General features: G+C 71.6%; 17 protein-coding genes. 7 read left to right on the top strand and 10 right to left on the bottom strand.

The window, feature by feature from the left end; genetic code table 11:
* Positions 1 to 3 precede the first annotated feature (3 nt).
* On the top strand, positions 4 to 1,002 hold the full coding sequence (locus tag VF106_RS37690; RefSeq protein ID WP_330844753.1) for a Gfo/Idh/MocA family protein: 999 nt from the start codon (positions 4 to 6) through the stop codon (positions 1,000 to 1,002).
* A gap of 3 nt (positions 1,003 to 1,005) precedes the next feature.
* Here VF106_RS37690 and VF106_RS37685 read toward each other — a convergent pair whose 3' ends face one another.
* Genes VF106_RS37685 through VF106_RS37660 form a run of 6 tightly spaced genes read right to left on the bottom strand, consistent with a single transcriptional unit; the run spans position 1,006 to position 6,437 of the window.
* Positions 1,006 to 1,521: a flavin reductase family protein gene (locus VF106_RS37685; RefSeq protein ID WP_330844752.1), complete on the bottom strand. Its 516-nt coding sequence runs from the start codon at positions 1,519 to 1,521 to the stop codon at positions 1,006 to 1,008.
* Positions 1,514 to 1,972, bottom strand: coding sequence for a type II toxin-antitoxin system RatA family toxin (locus VF106_RS37680; RefSeq protein ID WP_330844751.1), 459 nt, complete (start codon positions 1,970 to 1,972; stop codon positions 1,514 to 1,516). The genes VF106_RS37685 and VF106_RS37680 overlap by 8 nt, the downstream gene beginning before the upstream one ends.
* Positions 1,960 to 3,246, bottom strand: coding sequence for an aspartate aminotransferase family protein (locus tag VF106_RS37675; RefSeq protein WP_330844750.1), 1,287 nt, complete (start codon positions 3,244 to 3,246; stop codon positions 1,960 to 1,962). Before VF106_RS37675 ends, VF106_RS37680 begins: the two co-directional genes overlap by 13 nt.
* On the bottom strand, positions 3,243 to 4,277 hold the full coding sequence (locus VF106_RS37670) for an SDR family oxidoreductase (RefSeq protein ID WP_330844749.1): 1,035 nt from the start codon (positions 4,275 to 4,277) through the stop codon (positions 3,243 to 3,245). Before VF106_RS37670 ends, VF106_RS37675 begins: the two co-directional genes overlap by 4 nt.
* 11 nt (positions 4,278 to 4,288) lie before the next feature.
* Positions 4,289 to 5,425 (bottom strand): acyl-CoA dehydrogenase family protein, encoded by a 1,137-nt coding sequence (locus tag VF106_RS37665; RefSeq protein ID WP_330844748.1) that lies wholly within the window; start codon positions 5,423 to 5,425, stop codon positions 4,289 to 4,291.
* Between the two features lie 28 nt (positions 5,426 to 5,453).
* The gene (locus tag VF106_RS37660) at positions 5,454 to 6,437 is read right to left on the bottom strand and encodes a phosphatidylglycerol lysyltransferase domain-containing protein (RefSeq protein WP_330844747.1); all 984 of its coding nucleotides are present in this window, start codon (positions 6,435 to 6,437) and stop codon (positions 5,454 to 5,456) included.
* A gap of 327 nt (positions 6,438 to 6,764) precedes the next feature.
* On the opposite strand from VF106_RS37660, the gene VF106_RS37655 reads away from it, so the two are divergent.
* Genes VF106_RS37655 through VF106_RS37645 form a run of 3 tightly spaced genes read left to right on the top strand, consistent with a single transcriptional unit; the run spans position 6,765 to position 9,141 of the window.
* Positions 6,765 to 7,112 (top strand): hypothetical protein, encoded by a 348-nt coding sequence (locus VF106_RS37655; RefSeq protein WP_330844746.1) that lies wholly within the window; start codon positions 6,765 to 6,767, stop codon positions 7,110 to 7,112.
* Positions 7,109 to 8,170 (top strand): fatty acid desaturase family protein, encoded by a 1,062-nt coding sequence (locus VF106_RS37650; RefSeq protein WP_330844745.1) that lies wholly within the window; start codon positions 7,109 to 7,111, stop codon positions 8,168 to 8,170. Before VF106_RS37655 ends, VF106_RS37650 begins: the two co-directional genes overlap by 4 nt.
* Positions 8,167 to 9,141 carry a diacylglycerol/lipid kinase family protein gene (locus tag VF106_RS37645; RefSeq protein WP_330844744.1) on the top strand — a complete coding sequence of 325 codons (975 nt, stop codon included), beginning with the start codon at positions 8,167 to 8,169 and terminating at the stop codon, positions 9,139 to 9,141. The genes VF106_RS37650 and VF106_RS37645 overlap by 4 nt, the downstream gene beginning before the upstream one ends.
* 55 nt (positions 9,142 to 9,196) lie before the next feature.
* Here the strand turns inward: VF106_RS37645 and VF106_RS37640 are convergent, their stop codons facing one another.
* On the bottom strand, positions 9,197 to 10,156 hold the full coding sequence (locus VF106_RS37640; RefSeq protein WP_330844743.1) for a VlmB-like protein: 960 nt from the start codon (positions 10,154 to 10,156) through the stop codon (positions 9,197 to 9,199).
* A 120-nt stretch (positions 10,157 to 10,276) separates the two neighbouring features.
* Between VF106_RS37640 and VF106_RS37635 the strand changes: the two genes are divergently transcribed.
* Positions 10,277 to 11,758 carry an MmgE/PrpD family protein gene (locus VF106_RS37635; protein WP_330844742.1) on the top strand — a complete coding sequence of 494 codons (1,482 nt, stop codon included), beginning with the start codon at positions 10,277 to 10,279 and terminating at the stop codon, positions 11,756 to 11,758.
* Positions 11,759 to 11,769: 11 nt separating this feature from the next.
* On the opposite strand, the gene VF106_RS37630 is transcribed toward VF106_RS37635, so the two are convergent.
* Positions 11,770 to 12,606, bottom strand: coding sequence for a helix-turn-helix domain-containing protein (locus tag VF106_RS37630; protein ID WP_330844741.1), 837 nt, complete (start codon positions 12,604 to 12,606; stop codon positions 11,770 to 11,772).
* Positions 12,607 to 12,717: 111 nt separating this feature from the next.
* Between VF106_RS37630 and VF106_RS37625 the strand changes: the two genes are divergently transcribed.
* Both VF106_RS37625 and VF106_RS37620 read left to right on the top strand, forming a co-directional pair.
* Complete coding sequence (locus VF106_RS37625; RefSeq protein ID WP_330844740.1) at positions 12,718 to 14,280, top strand: MFS transporter; 1,563 nt, start codon at positions 12,718 to 12,720, stop codon at positions 14,278 to 14,280.
* A gap of 90 nt (positions 14,281 to 14,370) precedes the next feature.
* Positions 14,371 to 14,790, top strand: a complete 420-nt coding sequence (locus VF106_RS37620; protein ID WP_330844739.1) for a pyridoxamine 5'-phosphate oxidase family protein — start codon at positions 14,371 to 14,373, stop codon at positions 14,788 to 14,790.
* A gap of 6 nt (positions 14,791 to 14,796) precedes the next feature.
* Here the strand turns inward: VF106_RS37620 and VF106_RS37615 are convergent, their stop codons facing one another.
* A complete protein-coding gene (locus VF106_RS37615; protein WP_330844738.1) occupies positions 14,797 to 15,669 on the bottom strand; it encodes a universal stress protein in 873 nt (290 codons plus the stop codon).
* Positions 15,670 to 15,738: 69 nt separating this feature from the next.
* The gene (locus VF106_RS37610) at positions 15,739 to 17,937 is read right to left on the bottom strand and encodes an FHA domain-containing protein (RefSeq protein ID WP_330844737.1); all 2,199 of its coding nucleotides are present in this window, start codon (positions 17,935 to 17,937) and stop codon (positions 15,739 to 15,741) included.
* Positions 17,938 to 17,940: the final 3 nt, after the last annotated feature.

Raw genomic sequence — 17,940 nt, 5'->3', positions numbered from 1 at the left:
GAAATGCGTTTGGCACTCGCCGGCACCGGCCGTATCGGCACGGCCCACGCGGAGATCCTCCGCGACCTCCCGGACGTGACGTCGGTCGTCGTCGCGGACATCGACCCGGACCGCGCCAAGGCGGCCGCGGCGGAGCTGGGGGTGGAGTTCGCCCCGGGCATCGACGACCTGTTCGCCGCCGCGCCGGACGGGCTCGTGGTGACCACCGCGACGGACGCGCACCCCGAGCTGATCATCCGGTCGGTCGAGACCGGGATCCCGGTGTTCTGCGAGAAGCCCGTCGCCGCGGACGTCGCCGGCACGCTCGCCGTGATCGAGCGGACGGCGGGGTCGGGTGTCGAGGTCCAGATCGGCTTCCAGCGCCGGTTCGACGACGGCTACGCCGCCGCGCGCACGGCCGTGTCGGCGGGCGCGCTCGGCCGCCTGCACACGATCCGCGCGACGACGCTGGACCCCGCTCCCCCGCCGGCGGAGTACATCCCGCGCTCGGGCGGGCTGTTCCGGGACTGCAGCGTGCACGACTTCGACATCATCCGCTGGGTGACCGGACGCGAGGTGGCGGAGGTGTACGCGCTGGGCACGAACCGCGGCGCGGCGTTCTTCGCCGAGGCGGGCGACGTGGACACCGCCGCCGCCGTCCTCACCCTCGACGACGACACGATCGCCCTGGTCTCCGCGACCCGCTACAACGGCGCGGGCTATGACGTGCGCATGGAACTCCTCGGGGCGAACGACAGCATCGCGGTCGGCTTGTCCGACCGCACCCCGCTGTCGTCGGCCGAGCCGGGCGTGGCCGCACCACAGGGCCCGGCGTACCCGAACTTCATGGACCGCTTCCACGCCGCGTACGTCCGGGAGCTGACCACGTTCACCGACGTCGTGGCAGGCCGGCGCCCCAGCCCGTGCACGCCCGCCGACGCGCTCGAGGCGTTCTACGTCGCCGAGGCATGCGAACTCTCCCGCCGCGAACACCGCCCGGTCACCCTCGCCGAGGTGCGCTGAAAGTCAACTTCCCTCGCTGATTCGCCAGTAGTCGCGGTCGTGCCAGAGCAGGGGGCGGCCGGGGCCGCTGTGGGCGGCGATCAGGCGACCGACGACGAGGGCGTGGTCGCCGTAGTGGCGGGTGTCCGCGACGCGGCAGACCGCCCAGGCCGGGGTCGCGGTGAGTACCGGTGCGCCGTGGACGGGTTCCCATTCCTGGTCGGCGAACCGGTTCTCGCGTTTCTCGGCGAAGGCCGTCGAGATGTGCCGTTGGTCCTCGGCGAGCAGGTGGACGGCGAACACGCGGCGCGCACGGATCGCGGCCAGCGTGCGGGAGTCGGTCGACAGGCAGGCCAGCAGCAGCGGCGGGCGCAGTGACACCGAGGTCACCGCGCTCGCCGTGGCGCCATCCGGGCCCGTCTCGCCGGCGGCGGTCACGACCGTGACGCCAGCGGCGAGCTTTCGGTAGAACGCCAGGCAGTCCGACGTGGACAGGTCGGACCGCCTGGCGAACGGCAGGATCGCCGTGGGCTCAGACATGACTCGGCGGTACCGGCTCGACCGCGCCGAGCAGGCCGCGGACGATGGTCAGGATGTTCGCCCGCAGCGTGGACTCGGCCACCGGGTCCAGGATCGCGGCCAGTGACGGGATGCCGAGGTCGAAGTGGGCGTCGAACGCGATGTCGCAGCCGGTTTCGCGTTCGTGCACCGACCACTGCCCTTCGAAGGTCTCGAAGTCGCCGGTGAGCTGGCGGAACGTGATGGTCCGCGCGACCGGGTCGAGGGTGTCCGACTCGGTCCAGCGGAGCAGCCCGTTGCGGAACAGCACGGTCCACCGGCTGTGCACGGCACCGTCCGGGCCGGGTGGGTCGACCTCGACCGAGCGGACGGCGTCGGTCAGCTCGGGATAACGGGCGAAGTCGGACAGGCGCTGGTAGCACTCGGCCGCGTCGACCTCGGTCGCGGTCAGTACCAGGTTCACGGTTGGCATGTCTGTGGTGATCCAATCCCCGGTCCGGTTTGTCTGCTGTGGACCGATAACAGCGCGTCGTCGAGGAGGGTCAGGAACAGGTCGACCTCGGTGTCGGTGAGCACCGCGGGTGGGGTCAGCCGGAGCACGGTCGAAGCGTTGAGCGAGTGGTTGATCAGCACGTCGCGATCCAGCAGCTCGAGCACCGCCTGCCCGACGTCCTCCTGCCGGTGGAACTCCAGGCCGATCAGCAGCCCCCGTCCCCGCACGTCGGCGACCAGACCGGACCACCGGTCCAGCCGCGCCCGCAGTTCGCCGAGGAGCCGCTCCCCCAGCCGCGCCGCCCGGCCCACGAGGTCCTCCGCCTCGATCGTCCGGACCGCCGCGAGCGCCGCCGCGCAGGCCAGCGGGCTCCCGCCGAACGTCGAGGTGTGCAGGTACGGGTCCTTGCCGAACGGCGCGTAGGCCTCGGCGGTGGCCACCATGGCCGCCACCGGGACCACGCCACCGGACAGGCCCTTGCCGACCAGCAGCACGTCAGGGCGCACGTCCTCGGCGTCGACTCCCCACCACGTGCCCAGCCGGCCGAGTCCGGTCTGGATCTCGTCCACGACCAGGAGTGCCCCGTGCTCGCGGCAGATGCAGGCCACGCCGCGCAGGTACCCGTCCGGCGGCACGACGACCCCGCCCTCTCCCTGCACGGGTTCGAGCACGACGCACGCCTGGCCCGGCGCGGCTGCCACCGCCTCGTACAGCTCGTCGAGGCAGCCGTACGTGACGTGCGTGGTGTCCGGCAGGAGTGGCCGGAAAGCCTTCTGGTACAACGGGTTCGCGGTGATGCTCAGCGCGCCGATGGTCTTGCCGTGGAAGCCGGAGCGCGCCGAGACGAGCTTGGTCCTCCCGTGCGCGCGGGCCAGCTTGAGCGCCGCCTCGGTGGCCTCGGCACCGGAGTTCACGAAATGCACGTAGTCCAGTCCCGGCGGGGTGACCGCGGCGAGCGCGGCGGCGGCCGCGCCCATCACCGGTTCGAGGAACACCCTGGTGGCCAGTGGGTGGGTGTCCAGCTGTGCCCGCACCGCCTCGACCACCCTCGGGTGCCGGTGGCCGTGGATGAACACACCGTACCCGCCGAAGTCCAGGAACCGTCGACCGTCCTCGGTGGACACCCACGGCCCCTCGGACCCCACCTCGACGATGGCGCCGAGCATGCTGGCCAGCGCGGCCCGCCCGGTGCCGACGTGCTCGCGGTAGGTCGCGACCAGCGCCTCGCTCCGCGTGACGGTGGAGGTGCTCATGCGACGGCCTCGCTCTCGAAGTGTTCGTCGGTGGCCAGGCCGGTACGCACCGCCCAGTACTCGACGGAACGGCGGAACGCGGCCAGCAGGCCGCGATGGCTCATCGTCACGTCGAGGCCGATGGCCGGCAGCGACGTCGGCAGCGCCCGCTCGCTCTGGAACAGCGTCATCAGCTGGACGAACGAGCCGAACCGGCGGCGCAGCTCTGGCGGCAGCACGTCCTCCATCAATGGGATCAGCAGCCGGTCCACCGCCTCCGCGGGGAGCATCCTCGGACGGTGCACCGCGTGGCCGAGGCGCTCGCCGACCGAGACGGTGATGTCGACCAGGTCGGCGACGGTGGGCGCGGCGCCGCCCGCGGTCAGCCAGTACTCGCCCTCGGTGATCTCGGCGCGGACGAGACGACCGATCGCGCGCGCCACCACGTCCTGCGGCAGCACGTCGATCAGCGAGGTCGGGTCGGCGGGGATCAGCGGCACGGCGTTCTGGACGAGCGCGCCGAACATCTGGTGGATGCCCTGGAACTTCGCGATCCGGCCGGTGTCGGTGTCCCCGATGACGACCGGCGGCCGCAGGATGACGTGCCCCGGGCCGGCGGCACGCACCAGCTCCTCGGCGGCGATCTTGGAATGGACGTAGGCGACCAGCCCGGCGACGTCGGGGTCGTCCGGGTCGGCGGCCGGCGGACGCGCCACGAACGCCGTGCTCACGTAGTAGAACCGGGCGCCGGCGCGCCGGGCCAGGTCCAGCATGTGCCGGGTGCCGGTGACGTTGGTCTCGAGGATCCTCTCGCGGCTGGCCCGCCAGCTCGTGACGGCGGCGGAGTGCAGCACCACGTCGACCTTGCCGACGAGGTCGCGTAACCGACCCGGTTCGGTCAGGGCACCGGTGATCGTCCGGACCCTCGGGTCCTCGACCGGGGTGCGGTGGCTCAGGCAGACGAGGTCGAAGTCGCCGGACAGCTCGTCGATCAGCGCCTGCCCGAGGACGCCCGAACCGCCGGTCAGGAGCAGAGTTGGTCTGGCAGTCAATGTCTTCCCTTTCATGCGATGGCCAGCGACGCGCCGGTCAGGAACGCGGCCAGCGGCTCGGCCATGCGGGTTCGCGACGGCGGGTGGAAGCCGAGGGCGTTGACCGTGGCGGCCAGGTAGCCGAGGTCGTCGGAGCCGATGAACGCCATGCCGCCGAGCAGTTCGAGCGCTCGGGGCACCACGCGGGCGATCGCGTCCTGCACGGCGTAGCGGACGATCAGCGCGTCGCCGAGCAGCTGTTGGTCCCGCTGCTCGGCGGGCATTCGCCTGGCGATGTTCTCCAGCGCGGCCATGGCCGCCTCGAGGTCGGTGACCAGGCGGACCCGCTCGGCGGCCGGCACGCGCTCGTCGCCGAGCACCCGCTCCACCACCGCGCTCGCCGCGCCGAGGTAGCTCCCGCTCATCAGCAGCTCGAACCACAGGAACCCGGCCACCTGCAGCTCGTCCAGCTGCCCGCCGGCCATCGGCTCGGTGCGGACGATCAGCTCCTCCGGCACGAACACGTCGGCCACGGTCACCTGGTCGCTCTCGGCGCCGGCCAGCGCGAAGGTGCCCCAGAACGGGCTCACGGCCAGACCCGGCGCGTCGGCCGGGATCAGCGCGACGGCCAGCTGCTCACCCGTACCGTCCAGTGTGGGCACTCGCACGCTGGCGGTGAGCAGGTCCATGGACCGGGCGAGGCTGCACGGTCGCTTGACCCCGGTGACCCGCACCCCGCCCTCGGCCGGGACGGCCGACATGGTGGGTTCGAGGATGCTGCTCCCCGGCCGGCCCTCGGCGAAGCCGGACGCCAGCAGCTTCTTCGCCTTGGCGAGGCCCTCCATCAGCATCCACTCCAGACCGGTGCCGCCGGTCTCGGCGAGCACGACCAGGCTCGCCATCGAGAAGTGGTGCATCGTGGTGGCGACGGCCAGCGACGGCGACCGCGCGCCGATCGCGCGCTGCACACGCAGCGCCTCGAGCGCGCTGGCCCCGGCGCCGCCGTGCTGCGGAGGAACCAACAGGCCGGCCCCACCGCAGCGGCGGAACTCGGCGATGCCAGGGCTGCCCGGTCGCTCCAGTTCGGCGAGCGGCGTGCCGGCGAGGAAATCGTCCAGGCCGGGCAACAGCTTGGCCACGCTGTGTCGTTCACGTTCGAGAAATCGCATGCGATGGGTCCTCGTTCAGTTCGGGAATCTAGATGGCGTTACTGATGCGCAGCAGCTGCCAGATGGGCCCCGGTCGCGGGCGCCCGTGGAAGGCCACGTACTCGCCGAGCACGGCGTGCGGCGCCCACTTCTCCTTGTAGGCCAGCTGGGTGGCCGCCGGGTACACGACCCGGCCGTGGCTGGCGAGCCCGCGGATGATCCGGCCCACCGTCGGGCTCGCGCCGGGCAGCTCGTGCTCGTCGGACAGGCCGGTGAAGGGGGTGAAACCGAAGTGGAGCCAGCCGGCGCCCTCGGCGGTGAAGGTGTCGATGGCCGTCTTGTTGATCGCCTCCATGACGCCGGGCAGCTCGTGGCCGCGGCGACGGCTCAGGTCGTGCAGCCAGCCCGGCCGGCTGCCGTACACCGGCGCGTAGCTGATGTAACCGACCGGTGCGCCGTCGATGCTGCCCAGGAACAGTCGCCGGCGCGGCTGGTACTCACCGGAGGCCTCGCCGATCAGGAACTGCAGCTCCTTGACGTGCTTTCCCTTGTCACGCAACCACTCGCGGTCGATCGCGGCGATCGCGTCGGCGCGATCGACGGCGTCGGCCTCCTCGACGACCAGGCCACCCCGCAGTGCCCGGGAGATCTTGTTGCGGAGCTTGACGAACGCGCCGCCACGCAGGGTGAACCGGCTGAGGTCGACCGCGTAGGAGGCGCCCAGCTGGTTGACGGTGAACCCGCGCCGGGCGTAGAGCTCGGCGTCCGCGCGCTGGAGCTGCACGGCCACCACTCGCGCGCGCCGCAGTGCCACGGCGTCGAGGAAGTGACCCAGCAACGTCTCGGCCTGGTCCGGCGGGGCGAACGGCCCGCCGAACTGGACGATGGTGCGCCCGCGTTCCCGGTAGGCGATCACGCCGTCGACCCCGGGCACGGCGAAGTGCCGGGTCCGTGAATTGAGCGCGAGAAACGCGCTCGGATTGTCACTGTATGACTCGATCGCCGACAGCGGGTCGGTCGTCACCGGCTCCACGGTTCCTCCTGGGCACGCGGAAATACGCATGTGCTTGGTCATTGCACGGGGAATTGGCATCGATGCCGTTGGTATCTCAAGAGTGGGTCGCCACTCTCCTAGATACATGGAGGGATTGGAATTGGTTCCTCGGTAACGCAGCGAATCGGCATCGTGACCGGTTCATCGGAATCATTACCCACGAGGTAGGCAATGGACTCACATAACCGCTTCGAGACGAAGGCGACGTTCACGCTGGCACGACTCGAGTGGCTTGCCCTTTTGGGCATTTGCGTTTGGCTGGCGGCCACCCATTTGGGTGAGATTCGTTGGCTCGTGTTCGCCGGCATGTTCGCCGTGATAGACGTGGTGGGTTATCTGCCGGGCGCGGTGGCCTTCCGGCGCAGCCGGAACGGCCGCATCCACCGCGGCTTCCACGTCGCCTACAACACGATGCACAGCCTGCTCACCGGCGGGGCGATCGTCGGCGCGTGGGCACTGTTCGTACGTCCTGAGTGGGCCCTGCTCGCGGTGCCCATCCACCTGCTGGGTGACCGCGGCCTGTTCGGCAACACCCTCAAGCCGTTCGGCGTGTCCTTCGAACCGGTCACCCACCCCCGGTTCGCCGCGTTCGAACGCGACTACGGCACGCCGGAAAGCCCACGACCCGACCTACCTCAAGGAGCACTGCGATGACCCAGACCACGGGCCCGGACCCCACGGCACTGTCCACCAACGCGGCAGCCGAGCAGGGCAGCGACTTCGCCGACCTGACCCGGCTGGTGCGTGCCGCCGGCCTGATGGGTCCCCGGCCGCGCTACTACGCGTTCAAGATCCCGCTGAACCTGCTGTTCCTGGCCGGCGCGTGGGCGGTCGTGCTGTGGGTGGGCGACTCATGGTGGCAGCTCGCGGTCGCCGGCCTGCTGGCGTTCGTCTACACGCAGACCGGGTTCGTCGGGCACGACATCGGGCACCGGCAGGTCACCAACAGCCGCCGGGCGATGGACATCCTCGGCCGCCTGCACGGGAACCTGCTGATGGGCTTCTCCTTCGGCTGGTGGGTCAACCACCACAACAAACACCACAGCCACCCCAACCACCTGGAGAAGGACTCCGACATCACCCGTCGCAGGGTGATCTTCGTCCCGGAGCAGGGGCACACCCGCGAGGGCCGGGTCAAGCAGTTCATCGTGCGCCACCAGCACGTGCTGTTCTACGGGCTGCTCAGCACCGAGTCGCTCGGCCTGCGTGTCGCGAGCCTGAAGGCCGTGCGGGACAAGGCGTTCCGCGGGTACCGGCTGGAGGGCACGCTGATCGGGCTGCACCTGGTGGCCTACTTCGCCACGATCTTCCTGGTCATGTCGCCCGGCATCGCGGTCCTGTTCATCCTGTGCCACCAGGCGTTGTTCGGCCTCTACCTCGGGCTCGTGTTCGCCCCGAACCACAAGGGCATGCCGATCCAGCGCGAGGACGAGGAGTGGGACTGGATGACCAGGCAGATCCGCACCTCGCGGAACATCAGGTCGAACTACCTCACCGACTTCCTCTACGGCGGGCTGAACTACCAGATCGAGCACCACCTGTACCCGACGATGCCACGGCGCAACCTCCGCCACGTCCGTCCGATCGTGCGGGACTACTGCGACAAGCACGGGATCCCGTACTACGAGACGGGTGCGTGGCGCTCCTACGTGGAGATCTTCCAGCACCTGTACCGCACGACGTCGGCCTACCAGGCCAGCCTCGAGTCGTGACCGCGCCGACGGGAGCACCGCTGACCACCGGCGTCGACCGGTGGCGGCGGGCGCTGGTGATCGCGAACCCGGCGGCGAGCCGGGCCGGCCGTGACCTCGTCGACGAGATCACGGCCGCCTGCCGGCCACACGCCGACGAGCTGTCGGTGTACTGGACCCGGTACGCCGGCGACGCCCAGCGGGCCACGCGGGAGTGCGCGGCCGCCGGCGTCGACCTCGTGATCAGCGTCGGCGGGGACGGCACGATCCGGGAGGTGGCCGAGGGCATCTCCCGGAGTGGCGCGGCACGGCCGGCGCTGCTGCCGGTGCCGGCCGGCGGCGGCAACTCGGTGTGCCGCGGCGTCTGGGGCAGCGAGGACGGCGCCGGCATCCTGGACGCGGCGTTCGACCCGCGACGTGCCCGGATCCGGCGGCTCGACCTGCTGCACGCCGCCGAGCTGGACCGCACGGCACTGCTCGGCGTGTCCTCGGGTCTGCTCGCCGAGATCCTCGTCGCGGCCCGCGACGAGAGTCCCGACCTGGTGGGCCGGGAGCGGTACTACGCGGCGGCGCCGAGGGCGATGGCCGCCATGTCCGGCCATCCGTGCCGGGTCACCGTCGACGACGTGGTGGTCTTCGACGGGCGGGCCAGCGTGGTCAACGTGGGCGGCGGCCGCTACCGCGCGTTCGCGTTGCAGCTGCTGCCGCACTCGGTGCTCGACGACGGCCTGGCCGACGTGTGCGTGCTGGCCGACATGTCCGGCGCCGAACTGGCGGAGCTCGCGCCCGCGGTCGCGGCGGGCACGCACCTGGGCGACCCGAGGGTCACCCACGCCCGCGGTCGCCGGGTGGTCGTCGAACGCACGGACGGCGAACCGCTCGTGATCGAGTACGACGGCGAGGTCGCGGAGGCGCCGGTGAGCACGCTGACACTGGACGTGCTCCCCGGCGCACTGCCGTTCGTCGCCCCGACGGTGCCGGTCGCCGGCTGAGCCCAACCCGCGCGTGTCCAACGCTCCAGACCCGAGCGTTGGACACGCGAACCGGTCAGGTCAGGCCCATGTACGCCATGCGGGTCTGCTGCATCTGCATGGACCAGGACAGGCCCTGTTCCATGCGTTCCTGCGCGGTGGTGTCGACCAGCCGGCGACCCGGCCAGATCTCGTAGTCGCCGACCACGTCGGCGTGCGCCTCCAGGCCCTGCTGGAACAGCGCCTCGCGGCGGGCGAGCATGTCCAGCACCGGCACCGAACCCCACATCTGCTGGCCGAGGCCGATCAGCTCGGCCAGCCGCGGCTTGTCCTCGGGATGGTCGAGCAGGTGCTGGCGGACGATGCTGCTGCCGACCGTCAGGTGGCGGATCTCGTCGATCCCGGCGCCCTTCTCGATCTCCGAAGCGGCCGGGTCGAGCACCTTCCACTTGCGTTCGGACAGCTCCGCGGCTGGCGCGAGGACGCCTTCCACCAGGACGGTCAGGATGATCACGCCGCCGATGAAGTCGCCCTCCTCGCGGACCGGTGCGGAGAACTCCTCGAGGGGCACGAGGACCCGTTCGATGTCGAGCCCGGCGACGCGGTCGATGGTGGCCAAAAGGTCGGCCTCCGGCACCCCGAGCTCGACGATGTGGCCGCGGAACACCCGCGCGTGCCGGGCCTCGTCGATCAGCTGCGTGGCATAGAACTCCATCGTGTCGAGGTCGGGGGCGGTGTCGACCAGCGAGCTGATCGCGCGGGTGGCCTTCTCCTCCGCCACCGACCGGAACGCCAGCTCGCTGATCAACGCGGTACGCAGTGGTCCGTCGGCGAGCATGTGCGCCGGGATGGCCGCGCCGGGGGTGTGCCCGCCGACCAGACCCGCGAGCGTGCCCTGCGCGACGGCGGTGAGCCAGTACTCGAGGTTGCACTGGGCCGGCGTCAGCTCGAGGTTCATCGCACCGTCGAGCAGACCGGGCGCGCGGTCCCAGTCGGCCTCCGGCGGAGTTTCGTCGCGGGTGGTAGTCAATGCCATTACCTGCTCCAGATCTCCACGAAAGATATGGGTTTCCGCACGTTCTTCGAATTTCGGCGCACATTCATAACGGCCCGAACGGGTAGTATCCGCACGGATTCGGCGTCCTCTTGTCTTGGCGTGCCAGAGGAAAACGCGGCGACCCTCACCGAACGTCTCAGCGAGTGGGCCAGCACGACCAAACCGGCCGACTTGCCCGATCGGGTGATGGCGCTGACCAAAAGTCAGGTCATCTCCCAACTCGCCGCCATTCGCGCCGGTTCCGCGCACCCGCTCGGCCTCAAGCTGACACGGGCGTTCGGGCCGCCGTGGCAGACCGACCCGGCCCGGTCGGCCGCGGTGCTCGCGAGCCTCGGTTCGTGGCTGCACCTCGACGACACGGCCTACGCGGGCCACCTGTCCATCTCGACGGTCGCCGTGCCGGTCGCCTACGCACACGCCCTCGGTCTGGCCGGAAGCGAGTTGCTGACCGCGGTCGTCACCGCCACCGAGTGCGCCGCGCGGGTCACCGCCGCCGCCACCCTCGGACCGTTCCGCGGGCAGAGCGCAGCACACTCACAGCTCGCGGGAGCCGTGGCCGGACGGCTGCGCTGCGCGGGCGCGCCCGCGACGGTGTGGGTGAACGCGTTCGGGCTCGCGTTCGGCGCGCCGCCGTGGTCGCTCATGCGTGCCTTTCTCGGCAGCGACGCCAAGGTGGTCTCCGCGATCGCCCCGGTGCGTGCCGCCTTGGACGCCTGCGACGCCGCGGAGGCGGGTCTGGCGGGCGCCCCGGACATCATGGAGCACCCGGACGGGTTCCTGGCCAGGTTCGCCACCGTGCCGCTCGGCGAGAACCTCGTCGACGAGCTGGGCACCCGTTGGCACACCGACACCCTGTCGTTCAAGGCGCAGCCGGGCGGGCCCGGGGTGGACGCCGCGGTCGACTGCGCCCTCGCACTCCATGGCGACCTCGGCCCGCTGGAGGTGGCCGACGTGGCCGAGGTGGTGGTGACCTCGTCGCTGTACACACTGGCCGCCGACCACCGGGTCCAGGCGTACCTGGACGGGCCGCGCTCGCCGGTGAGCGCGTTGGGCATGAGCACGGGCTACCTGGTGGCCACCGCACTGCTCACCGGCGCCGTGACGGCGGCCGACCTCGCATCGCCCCATGTGGACGATCCCCGGCGCTGGGAGCTGGCCGCGAAGGTCCGCCTGGCACACGACGACGGCATGACCCGCGACCTGATGCACTCGGTCGCACCGGTCGGCGAGGCGCTCCGGCAGGCCGGCGATCGGGCCGGTGCCTGGCTCGGCGAGACCGGCGGGCAGTGGCTGGTCGACCTCGTCGGCGACCCGGGACCGCCCAGTACGACCTACGAGCACGCCAGCAAGGTCACCCCAGCCCGCGTTGAGGTCCGGCTGAGCGACGGCCGTGTCGTGCGGCGCGAGCTCGCCATCCCCGTCGGCGCGGCCGGCTCGCCCCAGCGGGCGCGGCACGGTGAGTTCGTCAGGGAGAAGTTCCTGACCGCAGGCGGGCCGGTGGCCGCCGCGGACGCGCTGGCGGAGCTGGAGCTGCTCACCCCCGACGAGCTGCGGGACACGCTCGAGCTGGCACTGTCCTGATGCGACCGATCCTAAGAGGAGCGTTGAGCGTCCCTACCGGACCGGCGGGCACTCAGCTCGGCCAGCCGGGCCGCGTTCTCCGCGTCGGCGGGGAAGAAGCTCTCGATGGCGATCTCGGCGAGCGTGACGTCGAACGGGCTGCCGAACTTGGTCACGATGCTGTAGAGCGTCAGGTCCCCGACCGGCGTGTCCAGCACGATCGGCAGCATCAGCTGCTTGTGGTCGAGCTGGTCGCCCGCCGAATGGTCCTGGCGCAGCGCCGGGTAGCCACGCAGCTCCTCCAGCAGGTTGACGACGTAGGGGTCGCCGCCGGCCGAGGCCTGCCAGGCGAGCCGGTGCTCGAGGTGTGTCGCCCACGCCGACCGGTTACGCAGCCGCGGCGCCATCCCCTTCGGGTGCAACACGATCCGGTACACGTTCGGCCGGGGCAGCAGCACGGCCTCGTCGATGTCGTCCAGGAACAGCCACACCGCCTGGTTGGTGAGCAGCAGGTCGCCGCGCCGGTTGAACACCAGTGTGGGGTTGGGCTCCTGGCTGGCCAGGAACGACTCCAGCGCGGTGCGCACGCCGGCCAACTCGTCGTCGTCGAGCTTGTGTGCCGGATATGCCGGTGCCAGGCCGGCGGCGAGCAGCAGGTCGTTGCGTTCACGCAACGGCACGTCCAGGTGGGCGGCCAGCCGCAGCAGCAGCGCGCGGCTCGGTCGCGACCGTCCTGTCTCGACAAAACTCAGGTGCCTCGCGGACACACCGACGGCCAGCGCGACGTCGAGTTGGCTTCGCCGCTGCCGTTGCCGCCAGTGCCGCAGCAGAGTACCGATCTCGCGGTCCATCTCCCCCATCGCCGTCATGTCGGGGCTTGTCCGACCAACTGTAGGTCGCGTTGGTCAACCGAGCCATTACCTGCCAGGTAATCGACAGTCGTCAGCCGATCCCTCATCGTGACGCCTCAGGAGGGCAGCATGAGCAAGCAGACAACCACACCGGACCCGGCCGTCGACGTCGTCACGGCCGCCGTCGACACGCGGACCCGGCCGCGCGGGCCGCTGCTCGCGCTGGTGTGCGTCGGGATCTTCATGGTCTACCTGGACGGCACGATCGTGACCGTCGCACTGCCGGCGATCTCGACCGATCTGGGCGGCAACCTCACCGACCTGCAGTGGGTGCTCAACGCCTACATCCTGGTGTTCGCCTGCCTGCTCCTCACCGCGGGCGCGCTGGGCGACGTGCTCGGCCGGCGCCGTGTGTTCATCGGCGGGCTGGTCGGCTTCACCGTGGCGTCGGCGCTGTGTGCGCTCGCCCCGAACGTCGGCCTGCTGTTCGCCGCGCGGGCCACACAGGGTGTGTTCGCCGCGGCGCTGATCCCGGTGTCGCTGGCCCTGGTGCACGACCTGTTCGCCGACCCGAAGGCCCGGGCCACGGCGGTGGGTGTGTGGTCTGGCATCGGCGGCATCGCGCTGGTCGCCGGCCCGGTGCTTGGCGGGCCGCTGGTCGAGTCCCTCGGCTGGCAGAGCGTGTTCTGGATCAACGTCCCGGTCGGCGTCGCCGTGGTCGTCGCGCTGCTGGTCCTGCTGCCGGCGGGCACGCGGCACCGGCGCAGGCTCGACCCGGTCGGCCAGACCCTGCTCGTGGTCGCGCTCGTCGGGCTCACATACGCGCTCATCGAGGGCAACACCGCCGGCTGGACCGCCGCCCAGGTGCTGGCCGGGTTCGTCGTCGCCGCGCTCGCGCTGCCGGCGTTCCTGATCTGGGAGAGGAGGGTCAGCGATCCGGTGCTGCCGCTGTCGTTGCTGCGTAACCGGTTGGTCGTCGCCGCCTGCTCGGTGAACTTCCTCAGTCTCTTCGGCCTGTACGGGGCGCTGTTCCTGCTGACCATCTACCTGCAGGAGATCAACGGGCTGACCGCGACGCAGACCGGCGTGCGCCTGATCGCGCTGACCGCGGCGATCCTGGTGGCCAGCTTCGCGGCCAGCCTGCTGGCCGCGCGGATGGGTGCGCGCTGGCTGGTGTTCGCCGGCTCACTGTCCACGTCGGCCGGTCTGCTGTTGCTGTCCCAACTGGAGGTCGGCAGCGGGTTCGGCGCGTACTGGCCGGCGCTGGTCCTGCTCGGCGCCGGGGTGGCGTTCGCGGGTGCCCCGGCCACGGTCGTGCTGCTGGCCTCCGTCCCGGCCCACCTCGGGGGCCTGGTCTCGGGTGTCTTCAACACGTTCCGCCAGATCGGCGCGGTCTTCGGCGTGGCGCTCGGAGGCCTGCTGCTCATCCAGCACATGCGTGACGCGCTTCCCGGCGCGATGGCGGCCCTGCCGCTGCGGCCCGAGCAGCGGAACGCGATCGTCGACGCCTTCGCCACGGGCGACCGCAGCCGCACGGGTGAGCTGCCCGAGCGACTGCGTCAGGCGGTTCTCGACGCCGGCGCGCCGGTCTTCACCGACGGCATGCGGATCGCGTTGCTGGTCGCCGCCGCCGGCGCGCTGCTCGGCGCCGTCTGCGCCGCGGTCCTGTTCCGCGACCGGGCCCACTCATAAGGCCACTCAGCGCTACCAGGGTCTTTGGTCCCACGCGACGAAGGTCCAATGCCTCCGGCACACGGCAGGTCCGGCATGGACAGTGGCGGCATGGGCACAGGACAAGAACTCGAGGTACTCGGCCGGGAACGGTGTCTGAGTCTGCTGGACACCGTTCGGGTCGGGCGGCTGGTGTTCACCGAGGGCGCGCTACCCGCGGTGCAACCGGTCAACTTCCGGCTGTACCGGGGGCACGTGGTGATCCGGGTCGCCGGTGGCGCGAAGCTGGACGCCGCCGCCGGCCACGCGGTGGTCGCCTTCCAGGCCGACCAGCTCGACGCCGACCAGCTGTCCGGGTGGAGCGTCACCGTGGTCGGGCACGCCGAGCTGATCACCGACGTGGACGACCTGGTGGCGGTTTCCGGGATCTGGCTGCAGCCGTGGGCGACGGGGCGGCGCCAGCACTTCGTGCGGATCCGGACCGAAAAGGTGACCGGGCGCGGACTGCGAGCCCCGCAACCGGTTACGTAGCGGCGCTCACCCGGCCTCGGGGGTCGACCGGATCACCACCACCGGGCACGGCGTGTGGTGGAGCATGTGCTGGCTGGTCGAGCCGAGCAGCAGACCGCGGAAGCCACCCCGCCCCCGGCTGCCGACCACCACGACCTGGGCGCCCTCGGCGTGCCGCAACAGCGCACGGCTCGCCCGTTCCCTGCTCACGTGCCTGCTCACCCGCACGTCCGGGTACCGCTCCTGCCAGCCGGCGAGCCGCTCCCCGAGCACCTCCTCCGCCTGCTGGGCCATCGGCGAGAAGTCCAGAGCGGCCGCGCTGCCCAGCGCCGCCTCCAGCAGCAGGTCGGTCCACGTGTGGACGGCGACCAGGCCGGTGCCGCGTGCCGAGGCCTCGGCGAACGCGAACGCGATCGCCTGCTCACTCACGGGGGTGCCGTCGACGCCGACCACCACCGGGCCGCCCGCGTGACCCGTGCCGCGGACGACCACGACCGGGCACCGCGCGTGCGCGGCAAGCTCGACGGCCGTCGAGCCGGTGAGCAGCCCGGTGAACCCACCGAGACCGCGGGTGCCGACCGCCAGCATGGCCGCGTGCGCCGACTCCGTCAGGAGCGCCGGCACCGCCCTGCCGCCTTCCTCGACGACCTCGACGGCCAGGCTCGGTGCCGTGTCCACGACCGCCTGCCGTGCCTGCTCGAGCCACGCCTTCCCCTGCGCCACGAGCGCCTGACGCAACGCGTGCCAGTCGACGAAACCGGGCGGGAAGCCCACCGGGGTCTCGTGGGCGTGCACGAGACGCAGGGGAAGGTGCCGGAGCCTGGCCTCGTCGGCGGCCCAGCGGACAGCACGCAACGCGGCCGCCGACCCGTCGACGCCGGCGATGATCGGGACGCTCATCGGTCACCTCCCCTCACGGGCGGCGAGATGTCCACAGTAGACGAACGGGGCGCGACCGGCCCGGCGTGACTAGCCGGAACGGATCACACGAATGCGGACCGTCAGTAACAGGGTAAGCACGACCGCGATGCCGAGCAGCACGCCGGTGGCGAGCAACCACGTCCACGGCTCGTGCGCCCACAGCCGGTCGTCGGGAAGGTCGCCGCCAGTGCCCGTCAGGTCGACCGTGGCGGCGCCGGCCGCATAGCCCCACCTGCCGGGGAACAGCCACGACAGCTGGCTGAGCACCACCCGTCCGGTCACCGGCACCATCCCGCCGCACAGCACGAGCTGTGCCATCACGGTGACCACGAGCACCGGCATGGCCTGCTCCGCCGACCGCACGAGCGCCGAACCGAGCAACCCGAGCAGGCACGACGCGAACGCCGTGGCCCAGACGGCGACCGTCAGTTCGGTCACCGGGCCGGGCAGCGCGGCGCCGGCCGCCGGGCCGGGTTTGACGGTCACGAGGACGGCGACGAGCAGCACCGCCTGCAGCGCGCAGACCACGGCGAACACCACGGCCTTCGCGGTCGAGTACGCGGCGGGTGACACTCCGGCGGTCCGCTCTCGCAACACGATGTCGCGCTCGCCGATCACCTCGCGTGCTCCCGCCGCGCCACCCATGAACGCGGCGCCGACGAACACCAGCACCAGGATCTGGCCCGCCTCGACGGCGTCGAGGGCGTTCGCGTTACGCAGTCCCGCCGAGCCGGGCACGGCCAGGGCGAGCACGCCGAGCAACACCGGCAGTACGCCGAGGAACACCGCGTAGCCACGGTCGGCGAGGATGAGCATGGCGTGCCGGCGGCACAGCACTCCGACCTGCCGCCCGACCGTCACGCCCGCTTTCCGCGTCACCTGGGTGGATCTGGTGGGCCTCGGCACCTCGGTCCGCACGGGACTCGGCGGTTCCTCGGCTACCTTCGCGAACACGTCGGCCCAGTCGTTCGTGCCGAAGTGGGCCGTGCGCCGGCTCGGCGGTCCACAGTAGACAGGGACACCACCCGGCGCGAGCACGAGGATCGTGTCGCACAGCTCGAGGCTCGCGACGTTGTGCGTCACCACGACCACGGCCCGCCCGGCGTCCGCGATGTCCCGCAGCCCGGACATCAGCTGCCGGTCCAGCGCCGGGTCCAGCCCGGACGTCGGCTCGTCGAGCATCAGCAGCGACGGCGACGTCAGCAGTTCCAGCGCGACCGAGACCCGTTTCCGCTGCCCGCCGGACAGTCGCGCGATCCGTGTGCCGGCGTGCCCGGTCAGGTCCAGCTCGCCCAGGGTGGCCTCGACGATGCCGCGCCGCTCGCCGCGACCGGTGTCGCCCGGCAGCCGCAGCATGGCCGAGTAGTTCAGGGCCTGCCGTGCGGTCAGCAGCCGGTGCACGACGTCGTCCTGCGGTACCAGACCGATCCGGTCACGCACGGCGGCGAACTCGTCGTGCAGGTCGAAGCCGTCGTAGTGCACCGAGCCGGTGTCCGGGCGCAGCGCGCCGGTCAGCACCTTCAGCAGCGTGGACTTGCCCGCGCCGGACGGACCGACGATCGCGACCAGCTGACCGGGCCGCACCACGAGATCCACTGTGGACAGCAGGGTGCGGCCGTCGGGCAGCGTGAGCCCGACGTTCTCGGCGACCAGCGCGGCCTCGGCGGCCGTGCCGCCGGGCATGAGGCTGTCGCCCGCGACGACCAGGTCCGTGCCGCCGAACGTCAACCGGTCCCCGTCGGCGACCGCCACCGCGGCACCGGCCGGCTCGCCGTTGACGACGACCCCGTTGCGGCTCCCGAGGTCGGTGAGCAGCCAGCCGCCCGCCTGACGAGCCAGCCTGGCATGGTGCCGGGACACCCGCACGTCGTTCAGCACGACGTCGTTGTCCGGCGCCCGCCCCACGGTCAGCACGTCCGCCGCACCGCTGTGCTTGCGCGGCAACGGATCCAGCTCCAGCTCGACCCGCTGGCCGTCGGTGGCGTCCGCGAGCCGGACGGTCAGCCGGTCCAGCACCGGTTGGCGGGTCAGGCGTTCCTGGTCGACCCAGGTGCCCCGCGCACTGCCCGTGTCGTGGACGACCCAGCCGTCTCGGTAGCCGATCCGCAGGTGCTGGCGGGACACCCGCGGGTCGTCGACCTGCACGTCGCAGTCCCCGCCGCGACCGACCAGCACCGTGGCTTCTGGGCCGAACCGCCACGACCGCCCGCCCAGCCGGATCACCAGCGCCGGCCTCGTGTTCCCCATCGG

The organism is Actinophytocola sp. (assembly GCF_036378875.1).
Taxonomy (GTDB): Bacteria; Actinomycetota; Actinomycetes; order Mycobacteriales; family Pseudonocardiaceae; genus Actinophytocola.
Note: the sequence above shows the minus strand (reverse complement) of the source record. Positions and strands in the feature narration are given on the sequence as shown.